Origin of the sequence: Pseudoalteromonas sp. 2CM41L (assembly GCF_023161905.1) — a bacterium.
Classification (GTDB): Bacteria; Pseudomonadota; Gammaproteobacteria; order Enterobacterales; family Alteromonadaceae; genus Pseudoalteromonas; species Pseudoalteromonas atlantica.
In genome coordinates, this window is record NZ_JALNTN010000006.1 from 107,275 (window position 1) to 127,846 (window position 20,572).

18 protein-coding genes are annotated in these 20,572 nt (G+C 42.1%); 4 read left to right on the forward strand and 14 right to left on the reverse strand.

Annotated elements, in window-relative coordinates:
• Window position 1: 1 nt before the first annotated feature.
• Genes MTF64_RS09865 through mraZ form a run of 12 tightly spaced genes read right to left on the reverse strand, consistent with a single transcriptional unit; the run spans window position 2 to window position 13,445 of the window.
• Window positions 2-922 (reverse strand): D-alanine--D-alanine ligase, encoded by a 921-nt coding sequence (locus tag MTF64_RS09865; protein ID WP_126008179.1) that lies wholly within the window; start codon window positions 920-922, stop codon window positions 2-4.
• On the reverse strand, window positions 919-2,370 hold the full coding sequence (murC, locus tag MTF64_RS09870; RefSeq protein WP_004589417.1) for a UDP-N-acetylmuramate--L-alanine ligase: 1,452 nt from the start codon (window positions 2,368-2,370) through the stop codon (window positions 919-921). The genes MTF64_RS09865 and murC overlap by 4 nt, the downstream gene beginning before the upstream one ends.
• The gene (murG, locus tag MTF64_RS09875) at window positions 2,371-3,447 is read right to left on the reverse strand and encodes an undecaprenyldiphospho-muramoylpentapeptide beta-N-acetylglucosaminyltransferase (protein ID WP_248451259.1); all 1,077 of its coding nucleotides are present in this window, start codon (window positions 3,445-3,447) and stop codon (window positions 2,371-2,373) included.
• Window positions 3,444-4,619, reverse strand: coding sequence for a cell division protein FtsW (ftsW, locus tag MTF64_RS09880; RefSeq protein WP_004589415.1), 1,176 nt, complete (start codon window positions 4,617-4,619; stop codon window positions 3,444-3,446). The genes murG and ftsW overlap by 4 nt, the downstream gene beginning before the upstream one ends.
• On the reverse strand, window positions 4,616-5,950 hold the full coding sequence (gene murD / locus MTF64_RS09885) for a UDP-N-acetylmuramoyl-L-alanine--D-glutamate ligase (RefSeq protein ID WP_248451260.1): 1,335 nt from the start codon (window positions 5,948-5,950) through the stop codon (window positions 4,616-4,618). Before murD ends, ftsW begins: the two co-directional genes overlap by 4 nt.
• Window positions 5,951-7,033 carry a phospho-N-acetylmuramoyl-pentapeptide-transferase gene (mraY, locus tag MTF64_RS09890; protein WP_004589413.1) on the reverse strand — a complete coding sequence of 361 codons (1,083 nt, stop codon included), beginning with the start codon at window positions 7,031-7,033 and terminating at the stop codon, window positions 5,951-5,953.
• On the reverse strand, window positions 7,033-8,415 hold the full coding sequence (gene murF / locus MTF64_RS09895; RefSeq protein WP_248451262.1) for a UDP-N-acetylmuramoyl-tripeptide--D-alanyl-D-alanine ligase: 1,383 nt from the start codon (window positions 8,413-8,415) through the stop codon (window positions 7,033-7,035). The genes mraY and murF overlap by 1 nt, the downstream gene beginning before the upstream one ends.
• A complete protein-coding gene (gene murE, locus MTF64_RS09900) occupies window positions 8,412-9,890 on the reverse strand; it encodes a UDP-N-acetylmuramoyl-L-alanyl-D-glutamate--2,6-diaminopimelate ligase (RefSeq protein ID WP_248451263.1) in 1,479 nt (492 codons plus the stop codon). The genes murF and murE overlap by 4 nt, the downstream gene beginning before the upstream one ends.
• Window positions 9,883-11,700, reverse strand: a complete 1,818-nt coding sequence (locus MTF64_RS09905; RefSeq protein WP_024033305.1) for a penicillin-binding transpeptidase domain-containing protein — start codon at window positions 11,698-11,700, stop codon at window positions 9,883-9,885. Before MTF64_RS09905 ends, murE begins: the two co-directional genes overlap by 8 nt.
• On the reverse strand, window positions 11,697-12,023 hold the full coding sequence (gene ftsL, locus MTF64_RS09910; RefSeq protein WP_024033306.1) for a cell division protein FtsL: 327 nt from the start codon (window positions 12,021-12,023) through the stop codon (window positions 11,697-11,699). Before ftsL ends, MTF64_RS09905 begins: the two co-directional genes overlap by 4 nt.
• Window positions 12,020-12,958, reverse strand: a complete 939-nt coding sequence (gene rsmH / locus MTF64_RS09915) for a 16S rRNA (cytosine(1402)-N(4))-methyltransferase RsmH (protein WP_004589408.1) — start codon at window positions 12,956-12,958, stop codon at window positions 12,020-12,022. Before rsmH ends, ftsL begins: the two co-directional genes overlap by 4 nt.
• Before the next feature lie 28 nt (window positions 12,959-12,986).
• Window positions 12,987-13,445, reverse strand: a complete 459-nt coding sequence (gene mraZ, locus MTF64_RS09920; RefSeq protein WP_004589407.1) for a division/cell wall cluster transcriptional repressor MraZ — start codon at window positions 13,443-13,445, stop codon at window positions 12,987-12,989.
• Between the two features lie 769 nt (window positions 13,446-14,214).
• Between mraZ and MTF64_RS09925 the strand changes: the two genes are divergently transcribed.
• From MTF64_RS09925 to MTF64_RS09935, 3 genes are read left to right on the forward strand one after another with little or no spacing between them, the layout of a single operon-like run.
• Complete coding sequence (locus MTF64_RS09925; protein WP_004589131.1) at window positions 14,215-14,553, forward strand: hypothetical protein; 339 nt, start codon at window positions 14,215-14,217, stop codon at window positions 14,551-14,553.
• Window positions 14,554-14,559: 6 nt separating this feature from the next.
• Window positions 14,560-15,006 (forward strand): hypothetical protein, encoded by a 447-nt coding sequence (locus MTF64_RS09930; RefSeq protein ID WP_004589130.1) that lies wholly within the window; start codon window positions 14,560-14,562, stop codon window positions 15,004-15,006.
• A 10-nt stretch (window positions 15,007-15,016) separates the two neighbouring features.
• The gene (locus MTF64_RS09935; RefSeq protein WP_004589129.1) at window positions 15,017-15,259 is read left to right on the forward strand and encodes a hypothetical protein; all 243 of its coding nucleotides are present in this window, start codon (window positions 15,017-15,019) and stop codon (window positions 15,257-15,259) included.
• Window positions 15,260-15,329: 70 nt separating this feature from the next.
• Here the strand turns inward: MTF64_RS09935 and MTF64_RS09940 are convergent, their stop codons facing one another.
• Together MTF64_RS09940 and MTF64_RS09945 are read right to left on the reverse strand one after the other, a co-directional pair.
• Window positions 15,330-16,310: a glutathione S-transferase family protein gene (locus MTF64_RS09940; RefSeq protein WP_248451264.1), complete on the reverse strand. Its 981-nt coding sequence runs from the start codon at window positions 16,308-16,310 to the stop codon at window positions 15,330-15,332.
• A gap of 21 nt (window positions 16,311-16,331) precedes the next feature.
• Complete coding sequence (locus tag MTF64_RS09945; protein ID WP_248451265.1) at window positions 16,332-17,174, reverse strand: pirin family protein; 843 nt, start codon at window positions 17,172-17,174, stop codon at window positions 16,332-16,334.
• A 345-nt stretch (window positions 17,175-17,519) separates the two neighbouring features.
• On the opposite strand from MTF64_RS09945, the gene MTF64_RS09950 reads away from it, so the two are divergent.
• On the forward strand, window positions 17,520-20,540 hold the full coding sequence (locus tag MTF64_RS09950) for an EAL domain-containing protein (protein ID WP_248451266.1): 3,021 nt from the start codon (window positions 17,520-17,522) through the stop codon (window positions 20,538-20,540).
• Window positions 20,541-20,572: the final 32 nt, after the last annotated feature.

Sequence of the window (20,572 nt, forward strand, 5' to 3'; positions counted from 1 at the left end):
ATTAAAGCGTTTGCCCCAAAATGCGAACAACTAATTGCTCAAATGTTGCCCCGTTTGCTTTTGCCGCCATGGGCACCAGCGATTTTTCGGTCATGCCAGGGACTGTATTTACTTCTAATAAATAAAAATTCCCCTGCTCATCTTGCATGGCATCTACACGGCCCCAGCCGCTTGCACCCACTAAATCAAACGCCTCTAACGAGATAGCCTGTAAGTGCTGTGTATCTTGCGCCGATAAATCTGCAGGGCAATGATACTGTGTTGTATTTGATTGATACTTAGCTTGGTAATCGTAAAAACCATTTGGAGTCGTCATTTCAATCACAGGCTGTACTTCATCGCCTAATACCGTCACGGTAAATTCGCGCCCAGTTATCCACTGCTCTACTAATACTTGGCTATCAAACTTAAAAGCGTGTGTAAGGGCATCTTCAAGCTCTTGAGCGGTACTTGCTTGCGCCATACCTATGCTTGAGCCTTCGTGCGATGGCTTAACCATTACTTTTTTAAACTCATCCATAATGGCTTTTGCATCAAAGCCTTTTTTAGCATCAACAACTGCATAAGGCGCTGTGCTTAGCCCTGCAGATTTAAATAAATGCTTACAACGGACTTTATCCATTGCCAAGGCTGAGCCTAATACAGTGCTGCCCGTGTATGGCAAGTTCATAAATTCAAGTGCGCCTTGCACTGTACCGTCTTCGCCACCACGGCCATGCAAAGCAATAAAAACACGATCGACCTTTAATTCTTTTAGCTCCCACAAAGAGCGATTTTGCGGGTCAAAAGCAATGGCATCAACGCCGGCATTTTGTAGTGCATTAAGCACCGCTTGCCCTGAACGTAGTGACACTTCGCGCTCTGCTGAGTTACCCCCAAGCAGTACTGCTACTTTACCAAATTGCGCGTTTTCTTGCGTCATACTTCACCTTGCTTTAATTTTTCCACCGACATACCTGTTGCCGCTAATGTTTTAACCAATTGTCCTATATTACCAGCGCCTTGCGTTAAAACTAAGTCGTTATTTTGTAAGTTATCTGCCAATACACCAGCAAGCTCTGCGCTCGTTGCTACATGTAGAGGCTCTTTTCCGCGCTGACGTAAGCTGCGGCACAAGCTTTTACTGTCTGCGCCAACAATAGGCTCTTCGCCGGCACTGTACACATCTAGTAATAAAAGTTGATCTACATCTGCTAATACTTTTACAAAGTCTTCGTATAAATCGCGTGTACGGGTAAACCTGTGCGGTTGATAAACCATAACTAAACGCTTTTCTGGCCAGCCTTCGCGTACCGCTGCAATGGTGGCAGCAACTTCTGATGGGTGATGTCCGTAATCATCCACCAGCATGACATTGCCGCGCTCATTTTCAAAATTGCCATAATGCTGGAAGCGTCGTCCTATGCCTTCAAATTTTTGCAGCGCCTCTAAAATTGCGTGGTTAGCAATGTTTTGATCTTTAGCCACTGCAATTGCCGCCGTGGCATTCAGTGCGTTGTGCTTACCTGGCATATTAAGCGTTGCACTTAAGCTTTCACCGCTTTTATGTGTCACTGTAAAAGTACAAGTACTTGCTGATTGGCTAAAATCGCTCATGCGGTAGTCGGCATCTTTTGACTCGCCATACGTGATCACAGGGCGACCAAAACGCGGGATCAACTCACTTGCTACCTGCGAGTCTATGCACACTACGGCTAAGCCATAAAATGGCAGATTATGAATAAAGTCCACATAAGTGTCTTTCATTTTCTCAAGGCTGCCGCCATAGGTTTCCATGTGATCTTCTTCAATATTGGTGATCACCGATACCATAGGCTGTAAATGTAAAAACGATGCATCGCTTTCATCTGCCTCAGCAATTAAAAAGTCGCTCTTGCCCACTTTTGCGTTACTGCCCGCACTATTTAATAAGCCGCCAATAATAAAAGTAGGATCAAGCCCTGCCTGAGCATAAATGCTGGCAATTAAACTGGTTGTAGTGGTTTTACCATGTGTGCCCGCAATAGCAATGCCATGGCGAAAACGCATTAATTCGGCAAGCATTTCTGCACGGCGAACTACCGGTATACGCGCTGCTTTTGCAGCAATAATCTCAGGGTTTGTTTCATCAATAGCACTTGAAACAACAACTACGTTGGCATCTTTTACGTTGTTTTCGTGATGGCCTATAAATACTTCTGCACCGGCTTTAATTAAGCGTTCGGTCATTGCGCTGTGCGCTATATCTGAGCCTGTAATGCGATAGCCTTCAAAAGCCAGTACTTCAGCAATGCCGCCCATACCCGCACCACCAATACCAATAAAATGGATGGTTTCTATTCGACGCATAGCAGGTCGAGTTTGTTGTTCTTGTATTGACTTATCTTTCACTTATTTTCTCTTATTTGTTACTTGCTCACAGTGCGAAGCAACGCTTGCTGTGGCATCTAAAATGGCTTGCTGCTTAGCATTGCTGGCCATTTGTTTAATTAATATAGGCTTTGCCAAATACGGGTTTAATAGCTCAACTATTGAATCTTTATTAAACTGCGGCTGAGGCATTAAAAGCGCGCCATTTGCGGTTACTAAATATTTTGCGTTGGCGGTTTGATGATCGTCTACCGCATGTGGAAACGGCACAAACACAGCCATTTTACCCGCGGCGGCAATTTCACTAACAGTCAGTGCACCAGCACGGCAAATAACAATATCGGCCCACGCGTAGGCGGCGTCCATATCATCTATAAATTCAGCAACTTTTAGGTCTTCATCTGCAATGTTGCTTTTCGCATACGCGCTTTTTACGCCCTCAATATGGCCTTTACCTGTTTGGTGCCACATTTTAATTGGCGCTGTTTTAGCAAGTAAATTAAACGCCTCTGGCAGTGTTTGGTTAAGCACTTGTGCGCCTAGCGAGCCTCCCACCACTAAAATATTAATAGGGCTTGAAACATCACGTTTAGCTACATTAGCAACGCTTGCACGTACTGGGTTACCGACTAATTCGGCTTGCCCTGGTGCAAAGGCGCTTGGAAACGCAGCAAGTACTCTGTTAGCAAATTTTGCCAACCACTTGTTGCTCATTCCTGCTACTGCATTTTGCTCATGAATCACCAGTGGAATGCCTAAACTTTTAGCGGCAATGCCGGTTGGCCCGGTTACATAGCCGCCCATAGCAAGCACTACATCAGGTTGCTGAGATTTCAATACCTTACGCGCCTGCAATATTGCATTAAGTACCATGAATGGGGCTTTAATAAGACGCTTTAAGCCATTACCGCGTACGCCCTTTACATTAATAAAATCAATTTCAATGTTGTGCTTTGGTACAACATCCGCTTCCATTCTGTCTGGCGTGCCTATCCAGCTTACTTGCCAGCCTTGCTCTTTTAAATAATCGGCTACAGCAATACCTGGGAATATATGCCCGCCTGTACCACCGGCCACAACTACTAATTTTTTACTCATCGCTTACCTCCGCGTGAGGTGGCTTGTTTGGTTGCCATTTTGGTTTCAAAATCAACACGCAATAAAATACCGGTGGCAATCGTCATTATTAATAAACTTGAACCACCATACGAAATAAACGGCAAGGTTAACCCTTTAGTCGGTAATAACCCTGCACTGGCGCCTACATTAACCATGGTTTGAAACGCAAACCAAATGCCAATAGCAAACGCAAAATAGCCTTCGTATTCTTTGCCACATTTTAAAGCTTGTTGGCCTATTAAAAGCGCCCTAAATACAAACACAGCCAACACACATAAAATACTTGCTACACCTACAAGGCCTAGCTCTTCACCTATAACGGCAAAAATAAAATCGTTATGCGCCTCGGGTAAATACTGTAACTTTTGCACGCTGTTACCTAACCCTTGGCCAAACCAGCCACCTTGGCTGTAGGCCATAAGCGACTGCACTAACTGATACCCTTTACCAAATGGGTCTTCCCAAGGGTCTAAAAAGCCCACCACTCGCGCCATTCTGTATGGCTCTACAATAATCAGTAATACAACAAGCCCTACGCCCGTTAAAATAAGTACAAAAAACTGCCATAACTTTGCGCCGGCCAAAAATAACAGCCCCACTGTTGTTACAAACATAACCACCACGGTTCCTAAATCGGGCTGCAGTAAAATAAGTAAGGCATAGACCGCAAATACAGCGATAGGCTTAGCAAAGCCTTTAATATTTTCTTGTACTTCTTCGCGCTTTCTTACCAAGTAGCCTGCTATATAACTGAAAAAGTATAATTTAGCGGCCTCGGCCACCTGAAAACCAACAGGCCCAATGGGTATCCAACGCTTAGCGCCGTTGACTTCGCGGCCTATTATTAACACAGCAATAAGTAGCACCATACCAAGCAGCAACAAATACGGGTTTGAGCGTTTCCACCAATCCATAGGCACGCTGGCAGCAATCCAAAATAAAACAAATGCCATCGCTAAAAACATGCTGTGGCGAATGGTAATATGGTATGAGTTATCAAACAGCCTTTCGGCTGTAGGCATTGAGGCGCTGGTCACCATTATAAAACCCACCCCTATAAGCATTAACATGCAATAAAGCAGTGGCACATCGTAAAGCTGTGCTGAGGGTTTTGGGGTGAGTGTTTCTTTTAAATCGGCAAAGGCAATCATAATTGCCCTTCCATTACACATTGCACAAAGTCATCACCGCGTTGCATGTAGTTGTTATACATATCAATGCTGGCACAGGCAGGGGCAAGTAATACAATGTCACCGCGTTTGCTAAGTACTTTAGCGAGCGATACCGCCTCTTGCATTGTTTTTACTAAGTGCGATTTACTCGTTAAAGCAGCAAGCTCTGCTGCATCTTTACCAAAGCATACAAGCGCTTTTACATGACTTTTTATATATGGCTTTAACGCACTTAAATCAGCGCCTTTAGCATCACCACCGGCTATAACAATCAGGTTTTCGTGATCTGTGGCCAAACTATCTATTGCCGCTATAGTGGCGCCAACATTGGTGGCTTTAGAGTCGTTAAAGTATTGAACACCATGTTGCTCATCAACAAACTGGCAACGGTGCGCTAAACCATTAAATTGACAAAGCGCCGCTGCGTACTGCTCTTTACTAATATCAAACGGGCTTAATAACGCCATAACCGCAAGTGTATTTAAGTAATTGTGCTTACCAACGACCGTAAGCGTGCTAACAGGTAAGTACGCCTCGCCTTTTACTATAAAGTGCAGCTCATTATTGCGCTCAGCTAAGTGGTAATCACCTTGGTCGGTGCCAAAGCTCATTTGCGGCGCTAAAGCGCGACTAATAGGCTTAGTTTGAATATCATCTGCGTTGGTTACTAAAAGCTCAGCATTGTTATAAATACTTAATTTAGAGTTGATATAAGCTTGGTAGCTGTCGTATCGATCTAAATGATCTTCAGATATATTTAATACCGCTGCGCTTATTGGTTTTAAACTTGAGCAGGTATCCAGCTGAAAACTCGAAAGCTCCAGCACATACACATCAAAATCATCACTTAGTAAATCCAATACCGCAGTGCCAATATTGCCACCTAATGCCACCTTATAATCTGCTGCTTTTAATACCTCGTAGGCCAAGGTAACAACGGTTGATTTACCATTAGAGCCTGTAACAGCAACAACCGGTTTTGTATTTATACGAGCAAACAGCTCTACATCACCAATTACTTCAATGCCTGACTCTATTGCTTGAGCAATTGCGGGAATTTTTAAGCTAAGCCCGGGGCTTATGATGATCATGTCGGTTTTACAAAGCGCGGCGCTAGCTAAATCACCAAAATGCGTATTAAGCTCAGGAGCATGCTCGTTAAGCCAATCCATACCTGGTGGCGCAACACGGCTATCAACGACTTTTGGTGCAAAACCATGAGATAATAAAAAACGCACAATGCCCAGACCGGTTACACCGAGTCCGAGCACTGTTATATGTTTGTTTTTTATCTCGTTTAAATACTGCATTTATCGAATCTTTAATGTCGCAAGGCCAGCAAGTACTAGCACAATTGAAATTATCCAAAAGCGCACAATAACACGTGGCTCTGGCCAACCTTTTAGCTCGTAATGATGATGAATCGGCGCCATTCTAAAAATGCGCTGTCCGCGTAATTTGTATGAGCCCACTTGTAAAATTACCGATAAAGCTTCCATTACAAACACGCCGCCCATAATAATAAGCAGTAACTCTTGGCGTACTAAAATAGCAATAATGCCCAGAGCGCCGCCAAGTGCCAGCGACCCTACATCACCCATAAACACTTGTGCTGGGTATGTGTTAAACCATAAAAAGCCTAACCCAGCGCCAACAATAGCGGTACACACAACCACCAGCTCACTAGCAAGCGGTAAATGCGGGATATGTAAGTAAGCCGAAAAGTTAATGTTACCGGTTAAATAAGCAATTATCGCCAGTGCAGCAGCCACTAAAATAGTCGGCACAATCGCCAGGCCATCTAAGCCATCAGTCAGATTTACCGCGTTTGAAGTACCCACTAATGCAAAGTAAGTAATTACAATGTAAAACAAGCCTAGTTGTGGCAATACATCTTTAAAAAATGGCACCACAAGTGAGGTTTCTGATGCTTGTGTACTCGTTGCATACAGTGCAGTTGCCACCACTAGAGCAATAACCGATTGCCAAAAATACTTCCATTTAGCAATTAACCCTTTAGGGTCTTTGCGTATTACTTTGCGGTAGTCGTCTATAAAGCCCACTAAACCTAATGAGCCAATTACAAATAAGGTTGCCCATACGTATTTGTTTGATAAATCAGCCCATAATAAGGTGCTGGTAAATATGGCGCCTAAAATAAGTAAGCCTCCCATAGTAGGAGTGCCTTTTTTAGATAAGTGAGATTCGGGGCCATCATCACGTACTACTTGGCCAATTTGCATTTTTTGTAACGAACGAATTAGCTTAGGGCCAAAATAAAGCGACATCATTAACGCTGTTAATATGCCTAAAATGGCACGTAAGGTTAAATACGAAAAAACATTAAAGCCACTGTAATATTGGGTTAAATACTCTGCCAGCCAAACTAACATTATGATACTCCATTGATGGCTTGTTGCTGGCCATTTACTAAATCGGTTACTAATAATTCCATGCGAGAACTGCGCGATCCTTTCACCACAAGCGTGGTTTTATTGTTTGTGTTATTAAGACTGGTTTGAATTTGCTTGAGCATCTCTTCTCGGTTAGAAAAATGACGGTTTGGCTTATCAAATACATCGCTTGCGTATTTACTTAACACACCCAGCGTATACAGCTCATCAATGCCTTGTTGTTTTGCGTATTCGCCTACTTCTTGATGATAAGTTCTGGCTTGCTCACCAAGCTCTCCCATATCGCCCAGTGCTAAAATACGGTGCCCTTGAATATCACTTAATAAATCAATTGCTGCTTTTACCGACTTAACATTTGCATTGTAGGTATCATCAATAACGGTCAGTGAATCACTTACTTTTATTAAGTTTACCCGCCCCTTCACATCGCCCATGGTGGCAAGTGCGGTGGCTATCTCTTCAAGTGATACATCAAACTCGCTGGTTAAAGCCGCGGCAATAAGCGCGTTGCTCACGTTGTGCTTACCAGGAAGAGCAAGCGTTACTGGTACTTTTTGATCTTGTGTACACAATAAAAAGCTCGCGCGAGCGTTTTCGTCTAGGCTGATATTTTCAGCCCAAATATCAAGTTTTTCAGTACTTGAAAAACATTTAACAGTGCGCCCTTTTAATTTATCAAGCCAGTATTGGCTAAATTCGCTATCGCAGTTAACAATGGCAACGCCATCGTCTTTTAGGCCATCAAAAATCTCACCTTTTGCCTTAGCAACCCCCATTAGGCTACCAAAGCCTTCTAAATGCGCAGCGGCCACATTACACACCACAGCTACATCGGGTTTTGCCATGGCGGTAGTGTAAGCAATTTCGCCTAAATGATTAGCGCCAAGCTCTATAACAGCAAAACGGTGCTGTGGCTCTAAACGTAATAGCGTTAGCGGTACGCCAATATCGTTATTAAAATTACCTTTTGTAGCAAGCACATCTCCGTGCACCGATAAAATAGCGCCGCACATTTCTTTTACCGTTGTTTTACCCACGCTGCCAGTAATGGCAATGGTTTTAGGGTTAACCTGCGCCATAACTGCTGCACCTATATTGCCTAATGCAATACGGGTATCGCTAACAACAAACTGCACAATATCTACATCTACTTTATGCTGAACAATAACGCCAATAGCGCCTTTTTGTTTAGCGTCAGCAATAAATTTATGGCCATCAAAATTAGGCCCTTTTAAAGCTAAAAACACCTCACCGTCGCAAATGCTGCGGGTATCGGTATTAATATTTACTACATTGAGATTATCACCTTGATAATCGGTTGCTAGCACATTTGCCAGCCAATCAAAGTCCATTGGGATCATTGAGTTATCCCTCTTACTGCTTTTTTTAGTTGTTCTTTTACATAACTGCGATCGCAAAAGTCGATACGTTGATCGCCAATAATTTGGTAATCCTCGTGGCCTTTGCCGGCAATTAAAATAACGTCATCCGCATTTGCATTTTCTATTGCATAGCGAATGGCTTTTGCTCTGTCAGCCTCTAAATGGGCTTTTTCAGGCTGCGATAAACCCGCTGCCACATCTGCCAAAATAGCATCTGGGTTTTCTGAACGCGGATTGTCGCTGGTAACAATAACCTTATCTGCATTTTGCTCTGCCGCTTGCGCCATTAAGGCACGCTTACCTTTATCTCTGTCGCCGCCACAACCAAAAACACAACTAACCCCACCAGGCACATGCTTTTGCAATGCTTGTAAAGCCAGAGCAAGTGCATCAGGCGTATGGGCGTAATCAACAACGCACGTGGGTAAATTAACTTCGCTAAACGCTTGCATACGCCCAGCAACGGAGTGCAAATGCGCGCATCCGGCGGCTAACTGCTCAAGCGGATAACCTAGCCCCAACAATGTTGCCAGTGCCGCAGTTAAATTATATAAGTTAAACTCACCAAATAGAGGCGATGTTACGCTAATATCGCCCCAACTTGTGCTCAATTGCGCCGAAATACCATTTTTAGAATATTCAACATCAGAAAAATACACATACTGTGCATTTTTAGGTGCTAAATTTTTACGACCATAACAAATGAGATTATTAAAACTGTATTTTTCAAGCCATTGCTCTGCTTGCCCATCGTCTTGATTTAGCACCACTAACTGTGGGTCAAAATCGCGAAACAGCATAAGCTTGGCGTCGCCATAACTTGCCATATCGCCATGGTAATCAAGGTGATCGCGCGATAAATTAGTAAATACCGCCGCTTTAAATTGGCATTGTGCCACACGCTGTTGCACTAACCCGTGCGATGAAACCTCCATCGCCACAAGCTTTTTATGCTGCTGTTTTAAGTCATGCAATATGTGCTGCAAGTCAACAGCCGAAGGCGTGGTATTAATAAGTGGCGTAAGTGTATCGGGGTGGCCATAACCTAATGTGCCTATAATGGCCGAAGGGGTACTACAAAACTGCGCTAAATGCGCCATCATAGCCGTTGTTGTAGATTTGCCATTAGTGCCCGTTACACCAATTAAATCGAGAGATTGGCTTGGGTTTTCATAAAATTGACTCGCTAGCTCTGGGAGTTTTTTATCAAGCTCAGTTACTAAATACAGTGGCTCAAAAGTGACATCAAATTCGCACAGTCTATCGGCAATAATGGCTGTAGCGCCGTTTTCAATTGCTTTGGCAATAAACTGTCCGCCATCAAGCGCATGGCCTTTTATAGCCACAAATACATCGCCAGGGGTTACATCACGGCTATCAAGGCGTAAATCTTTAACTAGCTGCGAAGGTGCATCTATGTCGATGTATTTTAAAATAGCCTTTAAATCACGCATCGTTATCTTTACCTTTTACGTAAGCCACTTCTTCCTTATCAGGGGCTACGTTTAATATTCTTAATGCGTTAGAGACGATTTCTGCAAATGCAGGGCCTGCGGTGGCACCTCCATAGTACACATCGCCACCGGGCTCATTTATCATCACTACCACAGCCAAGCGTGGATTACTTGCCGGTGCTACACCTGCAAAATAACCTACGTATTCATCACCGTAACCACCAGCAACCGCCTTTTTAGAAGTACCGGTTTTGCCTGCCGCGCGATAGCCATCTACTTTTATGTTTCGGGCTGTACCGTCTTTTTCAAACACGCTTTCCATCATGTGAACAACGGCTTCTACGTCTTTTTGTTTAAAAATACGCTCGCCTTCTGGCACACCGTCTTGCTTTAAAATCGTTAACGGACGATTAATCCCACCGGCACCTAACATGGTGTAAAAACGGGCCATTTGCGCCGTACTTACCGAAATAGCATAACCAAACGATAACGTGGCAATTTCAAAGTCAGACCAGCGGCGGTTTGGATAAAATAAACCACTACTTTCGCCAACCATGCCTGTGCCGGTATCGCTACCAAAGCCCACTTTTTGATATAAGCCAACTAAGTAATCTTTAGGTACTTGCTGCGTTACCTTTGCGACGCCCATGTTTGATGAATACTTTAAAATTTCGCGAAGCGTCATTTCACCGTGGTTACGGGTATCTTTTACTAAACTGCCGCCTAAACGCATCCAACCTGGGTAGGTATCAATGGTGTCGTCGGCTTTAATTGCGCCGTAGTCTAGCCCAGCTAAAATGGCTAGTGGCTTAACGGTTGAGCCTGGTTCAAACAAATCGGTAATTGCGCGGTTACGGCGCTTATGTGGTTGTGCATCGTTCAAATTATTTGGATTAAATGATGGGCTATTTACCATGGCCAAAACTTCACCGGTTTTAACATCAACCACCATGGCCGACCCCGATGTCGCTTTATAGGTGAGTACAGCAGATTTTACTGCTTTATAAGCAATTGCTTGAATACGTTGATCAATACTCAGCTGAATATTTTCAGGCTCTACACGCTCACGCTCATCTAATACTTCAACTTCGCGGCCTTGAGCATCTTTACGAATAGTGCGACGGCCTTCTTCGCCTGTTAAGGCATTTTCGTAGAGTTTTTCAATGCCTTCTATGCCTTTTCCATCAATATTTGTAAAACCAATAATGTGGGCCGTTACCTCTCCCGCGGGGTAATAACGTTTAGACTCATCTAACAAATGAATACCAGGTAAGCGTAATTGGCTAATGTAGTTGGCAACAGCCGGTGTAACTTGGCGCTTTAAATACACAAAACGACGGGTGGGATCATTTAATAAACGCGAATTTATTTTTTTAGGATCGATACGTAATACATCTGCCAGCTCACGCCAACGCAGATCATTTTCATAATAAACAGAGGTACGCTTATCAAGCTCAGCGGCATTTTCTGCAAGCGTTTTATGATCTTCACCGTTTTTACGTGCTTGTTTTATAACTTTAGCAACAAGTGACTTATGCAATGCTTTAGGATCGGCATACACACTGACTACAGGCACACTTACAGCAAGCTCTTTGCCTTGACGATCGAAGATCATACCGCGTTGTACATGTAGTTTTTCTACACGCACGGTGCGTTTATCGCTTTCTGAACGGGCTTTATCTGGCTCAATAACTTGTAAATAGGCAGCACGCGACACCAGTGTTACAAACACTAAAAACACCACAGTGCACACCAACATAAAGCGCCATGTGATTAAGTTATTGACCTGTTTTTTGCCGCGATTTCTCATTGTATTATTATTACCTGTTCATCCTGACTGGTAGGGCGCTTCATTTGAAGCTGCGTGGTAGCAACTTCTTCAATGCGCGCATGCTGCGAATAAAACTCTTCTTCTACAAGTAAATAACGCCATTCAAGGTCGAGCTCATCTCGCTCTTGTAGCAGCGTATCTTGCTTAATTAGCTGCGCGCGAGCCGAGTGCGTAACCTGCACTACTGCAAAGCTTGAAGCGAATATCACAACCAACAAGGCCGAGGTTAGCTTGTTAGCTCCTAGGCCTTTTAATATTTCTAAAAATAAATTGGGTTGGCGATGATTCGCTTTAGTGTTCATCCAAGCCTCTGTGCAATCCTAAGTACTGAGCTGCGAGAGCGTGGATTACGCTCAATTTCTTCAGCACTTGGTTTAATAGCTTTACCCACTGCTTTTAACGTCAGGTTTTTATTTATTTGTGCGTCGGTTAAAGGCAGACCTCTGGGTATCGCTTCTCCCTTACTCTGTTTTCTAATAAATTGCTTCACTATTCTGTCTTCAAGTGAATGAAACGAAATAACCACTAAACGCCCACCTGGCTTTAATACTTTTACAGCGGCTTGCAGTGCGGTTTGAATTTCTTCCAGTTCACTGTTTATGTAAATTCTGATTGCCTGAAATGTACGTGTGGCTGGGTGTTTAAATTTATCTTTAACGGGCACCGCTTCATCGACTAAATCGGCAAGTTGCTTGGTTGTAGTAATTGGCGTGTGCTCTCTTACCTCAAGTACTTTGTGGGCAATACGCTTACCGAATTTTTCTTCACCGTAGGTTTTAATTACATGGGTAATGTCTTCAAGCTCAGCTTCGGCTAGCCACTGCGCTGCACTGCGCCCACTTGTTGGGTCCATGCGCATATCAAGAGGGCCGTCTTTCATAAAGCTAAAGCCACGCTCTGCGTCATCAAGCTGGGGTGAGGACACGCCAATATCTAATAAAATGCCATCAACTTTACCTAACAGATCGTTTTGCTCTGCTACATCGTATAAGTTAGAAAAGCGGGTGTGAGCTATAGCAAAGCGTGCGTCATCGGCAAATTTTTCAGCCGATTTTATTGCTTGTGGGTCTTGATCAATGGCCTGTAAACGCCCTTGCTCACCAAGTCGAGCAAGTATTTGACCTGAGTGTCCGCCACGTCCAAAAGTACCATCCATGTATATGCCGTCTGGCTTAATTGCAAGAGCATCGATGGTTTCGTCCATTAATACGGATACGTGTTCAAATTGCGCAGTCATTAGCTTGTGTTTGCCTTTTTTAGTGCCGTCAGAGTGTGAAATTATCTAAATCTTGGTTTGCTTCAAAATCGCCGAGCCTTTCCAGCTCAGTGTCTTGGCGCATTTGTTCGTGCCAACGCGCTTCATCCCAAATTTCAAATTTATTCATTAAACCAACTAGCATGATCTTTTTGCCAAGTTCTGCGTGGCTACGCAATGAAGGCGCCAGCAAAATTCGACCATTTTTATCAAGTTGATACTCTGTGGCATTACCTAACAACATACGTTGCATTCGGCGAGCGCGTGGATTCATATTAGAGATTTTAGATAAGCGGCTTTCTATTTCTTGCCACTGTGCAAGAGGATACAACCATAAACACGGCTCGTTTAGCGCAATGGTACATATTACCGTTCCTTGATCTTCAGACAGCAAAGCGTCTCGGTACTTAGTCGGTACCGCAAAACGTCCTTTATCATCCAAGCTCAGTGAACTAGCGCCACGAAACATAAAAAGCCTACTTTTAAATTGTGTAATCGAGTTTCGATTAATTTGATCCAGTTAGATCCACTAAAAACCACTTTTTACCACAGTGCTCCAGTTTAGGGCTTGACAAGCCTTTTTGTCAAGTAAGCTGACCAGCTTTAACGTCTCGCTAAGCTAGAAAAAATAAGGCTTTACGCAAAGCGATTGAATTACGTGGGAAAAAGTGGAGGTAGTAGATAAAATTTTTTTAAAGCGATGCTAATAACGTTTGGTTTACATAATTTGCTTACTGAATAATCAATGAATAATTACAAAAAAATGAATCTAGGGCCTGTTGACCTTTAAGGATTATAATTTGTTCAATCTAGGGGGTATTTAATCGCGGCGTGAGGTTTGTAACCTAGTGGGCTAAGTAAAAACCGAGTAACAGAGAGTAAATGCCCCCTAGGCAGAACCCTTCGGGCAGCGCCTGTTTGACATTTATACGTCGTTATCGCCTATTTATGGGGAATAACCACACTACATAGGCTCTACCTTGCCTAAATCCCAAACAGACTGCTGCAAATTAAATCTCGAAAGGTAAACAGGCCCTAGGTTTATAGCCATGTAAAATTTACTTAGCACAGCAGCAATACTTACTTCATGCTGCTTTTTATTTAATCTACCGCACCCTACCTTAAATATATAAAAACAATAAAATCAAGTGGTTAAATTATTTTTAATGATTGGTTTAATCGTTGCTTCTGCTATAGCACCAGTTAAATTTTTTTATTTTATTTATTAAGGATTGATTATGGCTACTGCAACAAATACAAAACCGAATACTGAAACAAACATGAAACCTGATCTTAAACAAAAAGAGAGTGAGGCACCGTTGACTGAAAAAGCAACGTCTGTAGCACACGATGCAGTAGATGCACTTTCAAGCAAGGCATCAGTTGCTGAGTCAAGCGTACGTAAAGGCGCTTCAAGCTCTGCAGAAGCACTAAGCGAAAAACAACTTATTGCTCGTGAAAAACTAACTGAGTGCAGCGCAAAAACGCGTGCTTTTGCCTCAGAAAATCCGCTAGCAACAGCGGGTATTGCTTTTGCGGCGGGTATGCTTGTAACGTCATTATTTCGTCGTAAGTAATAAATAATGAGTAGCTCACAAACAACAGCAACCACGGACGGTAATGCTCAAAATCAAACAACTGATGACCCTAGCCAAAAGGATGATTGGCAGGATCATATAGCAAAGATCATTGAATACTCTGACCAGCTCAAGGAGGATTATAAAACGCAAGGAAAGCTTACCCACCAACTTGCAAAGGCTGAGTGGAAGCTGTCGTTACGATCAATGGCGTTGATCACTATATTTTTAGGATGTTTTGCCAGTGGTTTGATTTTGTTGTGGGCCGGCTTATTAGGTGCAATTGGCTACGGTGTATATGATTTATTTGGCTCGGTTTGGCTTAGCTTTGCTACTGCTGCACTCGCGCAAATAATTTGTTTAATTTGGCTTTGGCGAAATACCGTATACCTAAGCAATAAAATTGGCTTTAGTAAAACGATTAAAAGTTTAAAGCAACTTTTAAATCTATAAGGAAATAACCATGCTCGTTAATTTTCTAATTAAAGAACCCAATGAGAACGTTGACACGTTAAATAAGCAAATGGATTTACAGCATGCATTAAAGCGCCAGCACCATGCAGCAATAAAGTATCGCTTTAAGCGCTTTGCAGCCACCAAGGTAGGATTGGCATCAGCCTTTTTAGCCGGAGCAACGGTTCAAGCTGGCAAAAGCGAAACCAGCTTTGTGCGAAAATACGGCTGGCTGGTAAAGTTATTTGCATAGCAGCAATTGCATTTATAAAAGCTTTTTTAAAAGTGCAATTGCCGCTTACTTTAATGCCTTCTAATACCTCTTAGCCCAACTCGTCTCTATTATGGTTTTGGCTAAAGTTTAACGCCGGCCCTTTTGGTATAATTTGCGTTGGGTTGATCATTGTGTGGCTAAAATAGTAATGCCGCTTAATATGCTCAAGGTTAACCGTACTGGCTACTCCCTCTATTTGGTATAACTCACGTACATAGTTACTCAGCGCTGGGTAGCTTTCAATGGTGCGTAAATTACACTTAAAATGCCCTACATACACGCTATCGAACCGAATGAGTGTGGTAAATAAACGCCAATCCGCTTCAGTTAACGTGCCTCCCATCAGGTAGCGATTTTTACTTAGTATGCCCTCTACTTTATCAAGTGCTTTAAATAACGCAGTAAATGCATCTTCGTATGCTGTTTGTGTGGTTGCAAAACCCGCTTTATATACCCCATTATTAATATTGGTATAAACAAGGTCGTTAATTTCGTCAATATCAGCTTGTAGTGATTGTGGGTAATAGTCACCCGTATTATTCGTAATTTCATTAAATGCGGTATTAAACATACGAATAATATCTGCAGATTCATTACTAACAATTTTATTTTGCTGCTTATCCCAAAGCACAGGCACAGTTACTCGCCCACTGTAATTTTCATCGTGCTTAGTATAAATTTGATGTAAGTATTCACTATTAAATAAATCATCGCCGCTACTGAGGTTATCTTTATCAAAGCTCCACCCCTTATCTAACATATCTGGGCTGACTACCGATACGCTAATAATATCACTTAGGCCTTTTAGCTGTCTGAATATAAGTGTGCGGTGCGCCCACGGGCACGCTAAGGCAACATATAAGTGGTAGCGATTTGCTTGCGCTTTAAACCCACCACTTCCTGTAGGTCCAGGGCTGCCATCTTCTGTGATCCAATTACGAAGCTGCGCTGCTTCGCGTTTGAATTTACCATTATTCGAGTCGGTGTCGTACCATTTGTCTTGCCATTGACCATCAACTAATAAACCCATAATAACCTCCTCAATTAACTATTAAATGTTGCCAAATTCACCGTTTTGATAATCGCGCACCGCTTGTTTAATTTCCTCTTGCGTGGTCATTACAAATGGGCCCATATGTGCAATAGGTTGCTCAAGTGGGTCACCCGCTAAAATAAGCATCCCCGCCCCCTTTTGTGAAGATATATCAATGTCACTGTTTTCACTTAATATAAGCAACTTGCCAGCATTAAATGTTTGCTCGTCACCTGTAATAAGCTCACCTGTATGAACATAAATCATCACTTTACGTTGTTTAAGCCCTGCTAACTGCATGCGTGTATTAACGGGGAGAGTAACATTGGCCAGTGCAGCATTGGCCGCTAAGCTTTGCAAACTCGACGTTAACGTACAATCTTCAAACTGCCAATTACCCGCAAGAGCTTTAAAGCTCACGCCGTGCTTGTTAGTGACTTCAGGCGCTGGATTTTGTGTAGTATCTTGATAACGTGGCGCACGCATTTTTTCGCCACTGGGCATATTGATCCAAATTTGAAAGCCATGCAGCCCCTCTTTTGCATCTGTCAGTGGCATTTCACTGTGCATTACGCCTCTACCTGTACTCATCCATTGTACATCACCAGATCGGATCGCTTTTTTGTTACCCATTTGATCTTGGTGTTCAAAGCCACCTTTAATAATGTACGTAAAGGTTTCAATGCCGCGATGAGGGTGCGGTGGAAAGCCACCAATATAGTCACTTTCATTGTTAGACTTTAGCTCATCAATCATTAAAAAAGGATCGAGATATTTGCCATCAAAACCAGCTATCCGACTTATGTTTACACCATCACCATCTTGGGTGGCGTAAGCAGTTAACACTTTTGCTATGTTCATATTTAAAATACTGTAGTAGATTAATTAATGAGCTTATTAAAGCATTCATAAAACAATACGACTATGTCTTTAAATCGAGCAAAACATTCTATTTTTTAGAAAGTTGAGTGCTTATTTTGATAATTCGTTTATTTGGTATAATAAGCTCCATGATTAAAAACACAGACTTAAGCTGATTTCTAATAACTTTTTAGTACAACCCTATATTTTGTATGGTTATTTTTGGCTTTTATGTCTACAATCACTTTTTAGGGACGCAGAACTTAAGGAAATCTTATTTTTACTTCATCGCTTAAAAGCCAGCTTTACAGGTTACTCATCCTACTTAGCATTCCCGGCGCCGCTGTGACGGTATTTACGCTATGGTATGAACGTGATGCTGCCATTGAAAAAAGTGAAGAAAGAATAGTAAATATAGCTAAGCAATTGACACAACATCAAAAAACAATGGTTGATGATGTTAAACGTATTACTATTTATTTAGCCGATAAAGCAGCAAAAAATGAAACACTCCCCACAACCTGCCCTAATTACTTTTACGAAATAAAAGCCCTTTATAAGAATATTGCAAATATAGGTATTGTTGATAAAAATGGCGACCTACAGTGCGTGACAAATGGTCGTAGTAAAAATATTAATATTAGCGATCGTACTTATTTTCAAAATGCCATTAGTAATAAAAGTTTTTCGGTGGGGTATTTTCAATACGACCGAAGTATTCAAGCGCAAAGTGTCAATTTTGCCTACCCAATTATAGATAGTAATAACCAACTAAAAGGCACACTGGTTACCGTTATTGCATTGAATTGGTGGAATATCGCCTTAAGCGAAGCAAAATTACCTAACAATGCCAAGGCCGTTATTGCCGACTCTAATGGCTTAATACTGGCCAACTACCCTAATCAACCACGTAATTTAGGCCAAAAAATTACTGACATAGATTTACTTCACGATAAAAGCTCGTTAACCGTGTTCGAAAATGCAGAAGGCGAAAACCAGGTTTTTCATCGCTCAGTAATATACAAAGACGGCCATGATAATAATTTAGATATTTATATAGCCGTTTCGGTTGAAGATTTTATTAATAAAGTGAATGAAAGCTTTGCTAAAACCATTTTTGCGTTTTTATCGGCTATTGCCCTGTTGGTGTTGCTAGCTAGACGCTTAATTAAACAAAGTATATTTAAGCCTATCGCTAATTTAACCAAAGCCACAGATGAACTGGCAAATGGCACTATGCCCAAACATATTAAAAAGCCCAACAGCCCAGAGCTGCGCGCGCTTTATGACCGTTTTGCTGTTATGGCACAAACCCGGTTATCTGCAGAGGCTAAATTAAAAAATAAGCACAACGAGTTAATGAGCTTATTAAATGCTTTACCCGATACCTACATACGTATAAATGCCCAAGGCAAAATCCTTTATATTGGCGGCTATATTAGCCCTGTGCTAAACGTTGAGACAGGCAAAGCTTTAAAATTAGTGGATGTACTCTCTGAGGCCAATGCAGAGTTACTGCTTTCTCAATTAGGTACTTTAGATGGCTCACAAACCATTGAGTTTACATTGTTTAAAAAATCTAAAGAGCACTTTTTTGAGGCAAGAATCAATGCACTCACTAATAATGAATACATTATTGTTCTTAGAGATATAAGCCAAAAAAAGGTCAACGAAAAAGCACTTCATTTAGCGTCGCTTGTTTACAGTAATAGTAGTGAAGGGATGATGATTACAGACCCCGACGGCATTATTTATGACGTAAACCCTGCTTTTTGCGAAACAACCCAATACAGCAAAGAAGAAGCGATAGGTAAAACCAGCCGTATTTTAGCATCTGGCAAACACTCAAAAGCATTTTATGAAAAAATGTGGGCAGAGCTCAGAGAAACTGGCCGTTGGCAGGGTGAGATAATTAATCGTAAAAAAAATGGCGACACCTATAGCGAATACCTCATTATAGATACCGTGTACGATGATAAAAATATGCCTACTCGCCGGGTGGCCATTTTTACCGACCTAACAGAAAAAAAACAAGCCGATGAAACCATATGGCGAAAAACTCACTTCGACCACTTAACTGATTTACCAAATAGGCTAGAGCTTAAAGAGCGTTTAAATAAGCGTTTTGATGAAGTAACAGGCGACAAATGCGAACTTGTTGTGATGCTGCTCGATATTGATCACTTTAAAGATATTAACGACACGTTAGGCCATCATTATGGCGATAATCTACTTAAGTTAGTTTCTCAACGGATAATTCAAGCTGCAATAAACGCCAGTTTTGTCGCACGTATTGGCGGTGATGAGTTTGTGATTGTATACGACCATGTTAAAAGCAGTCGCCATATAAACCAAATTGCCAGCAATATATTGCAAAGCCTTTCATCAAGTATACAGCTTGAAGACGAGGAGCTATTTATTAGCGCTAGTATGGGCATTGCATGCGCACCTAGCGATGGCCAAAGTACAGAGCTGCTATTAAAAGCTGCCGACCAAGCCATGTATAAAGCTAAAAATAACGGCCGTAATGGGTTTGAGTTTTTTTCAAAAGATATGCGTATTCATGCGCAAGCGCGTATGCAGCTATTAAAAGATTTACGCTCCGCCATAGAGCTTGAACAATTTGAGCTATTTTATCAGCCTATTGTGGCATTAAACGATTTGCACATTCATAAAGCCGAAGGGCTTATTCGCTGGCATCACCCTAAAAAGGGGTTAGTCTCGCCGGCGACGTTTATACCGCTTGCAGAGGAAACTAGGCAAATAAATGCGCTGGGCCAATTTGTATTTACACAAGCAATACACACCCTAAAAGAAATAAACACCACCATGGGGGAGCAATTTCAAATTAGTATAAATGTCTCTCCTGTGCAGTTATCAACAATCGATAGCGGAATTGACGATTGGTGTGAGATTTTAAAAGCAGCCAAGCTACCTGCCTCCTCTATTGTGGCCGAGATCACAGAAGGCCTTATGGTTAACCCAGAGCCACTAACTCAAAGTCGCTTAAAAACATTAGTCCAGTCAGGTGTGCAATTAGCGCTAGATGACTTTGGCACCGGCTATTCATCGCTCGCGTACCTGCAAGAAATGGATACCGATTACCTAAAAATAGATAAACGCTTTATTGATAATATTAAAGCTGGGAGCCAAGAGCTTGCTTTATGTGAAGCCATTATTGTGATGGCCCACCAGCTTGGCCTAAAAGTTATTGCTGAAGGAATTGAAACACAGCAACAAATGCAGCTACTGCTAAAAGCAGGATGCGACTACGGGCAAGGTTATTTGTTTTCAAGGCCAGTGCCTAAAAAAGAGTTTATGACGTTACTGAGCAGCAAAAAAATGGTTATTGCCAATAATAAATAAGTAGTTACGCAATAAATAGAGTGCCTACACGG

Bases quoted from the DNA above. Each gene is read 5' to 3' on its own strand.
- MTF64_RS09865 (WP_126008179.1), bottom strand. From the start codon at position 922: ATGACGCAAGAAAACGCGCAATTTGGTAAAGTAGCAGTACTGCTTGGG.
- murG (WP_248451259.1), bottom strand. From the start codon at position 3,447: ATGAGTAAAAAATTAGTAGTTGTGGCCGGTGGTACAGGCGGGCATATA.
- ftsW (WP_004589415.1), bottom strand. From the start codon at position 4,619: ATGATTGCCTTTGCCGATTTAAAAGAAACACTCACCCCAAAACCCTCA.
- murD (WP_248451260.1), bottom strand. From the start codon at position 5,950: ATGCAGTATTTAAACGAGATAAAAAACAAACATATAACAGTGCTCGGA.
- mraY (WP_004589413.1), bottom strand. From the start codon at position 7,033: ATGTTAGTTTGGCTGGCAGAGTATTTAACCCAATATTACAGTGGCTTT.
- murF (WP_248451262.1), bottom strand. From the start codon at position 8,415: ATGATCCCAATGGACTTTGATTGGCTGGCAAATGTGCTAGCAACCGAT.
- murE (WP_248451263.1), bottom strand. From the start codon at position 9,890: ATGCGTGATTTAAAGGCTATTTTAAAATACATCGACATAGATGCACCT.
- MTF64_RS09905 (WP_024033305.1), bottom strand. From the start codon at position 11,700: ATGAGAAATCGCGGCAAAAAACAGGTCAATAACTTAATCACATGGCGC.
- ftsL (WP_024033306.1), bottom strand. From the start codon at position 12,023: ATGAACACTAAAGCGAATCATCGCCAACCCAATTTATTTTTAGAAATA.
- rsmH (WP_004589408.1), bottom strand. From the start codon at position 12,958: ATGACTGCGCAATTTGAACACGTATCCGTATTAATGGACGAAACCATC.
- mraZ (WP_004589407.1), bottom strand. From the start codon at position 13,445: ATGTTTCGTGGCGCTAGTTCACTGAGCTTGGATGATAAAGGACGTTTT.
- MTF64_RS09925 (WP_004589131.1), top strand. From the start codon at position 14,215: ATGGCTACTGCAACAAATACAAAACCGAATACTGAAACAAACATGAAA.
- MTF64_RS09930 (WP_004589130.1), top strand. From the start codon at position 14,560: ATGAGTAGCTCACAAACAACAGCAACCACGGACGGTAATGCTCAAAAT.
- MTF64_RS09935 (WP_004589129.1), top strand. From the start codon at position 15,017: ATGCTCGTTAATTTTCTAATTAAAGAACCCAATGAGAACGTTGACACG.
- MTF64_RS09940 (WP_248451264.1), bottom strand. From the start codon at position 16,310: ATGGGTTTATTAGTTGATGGTCAATGGCAAGACAAATGGTACGACACC.
- MTF64_RS09945 (WP_248451265.1), bottom strand. From the start codon at position 17,174: ATGAACATAGCAAAAGTGTTAACTGCTTACGCCACCCAAGATGGTGAT.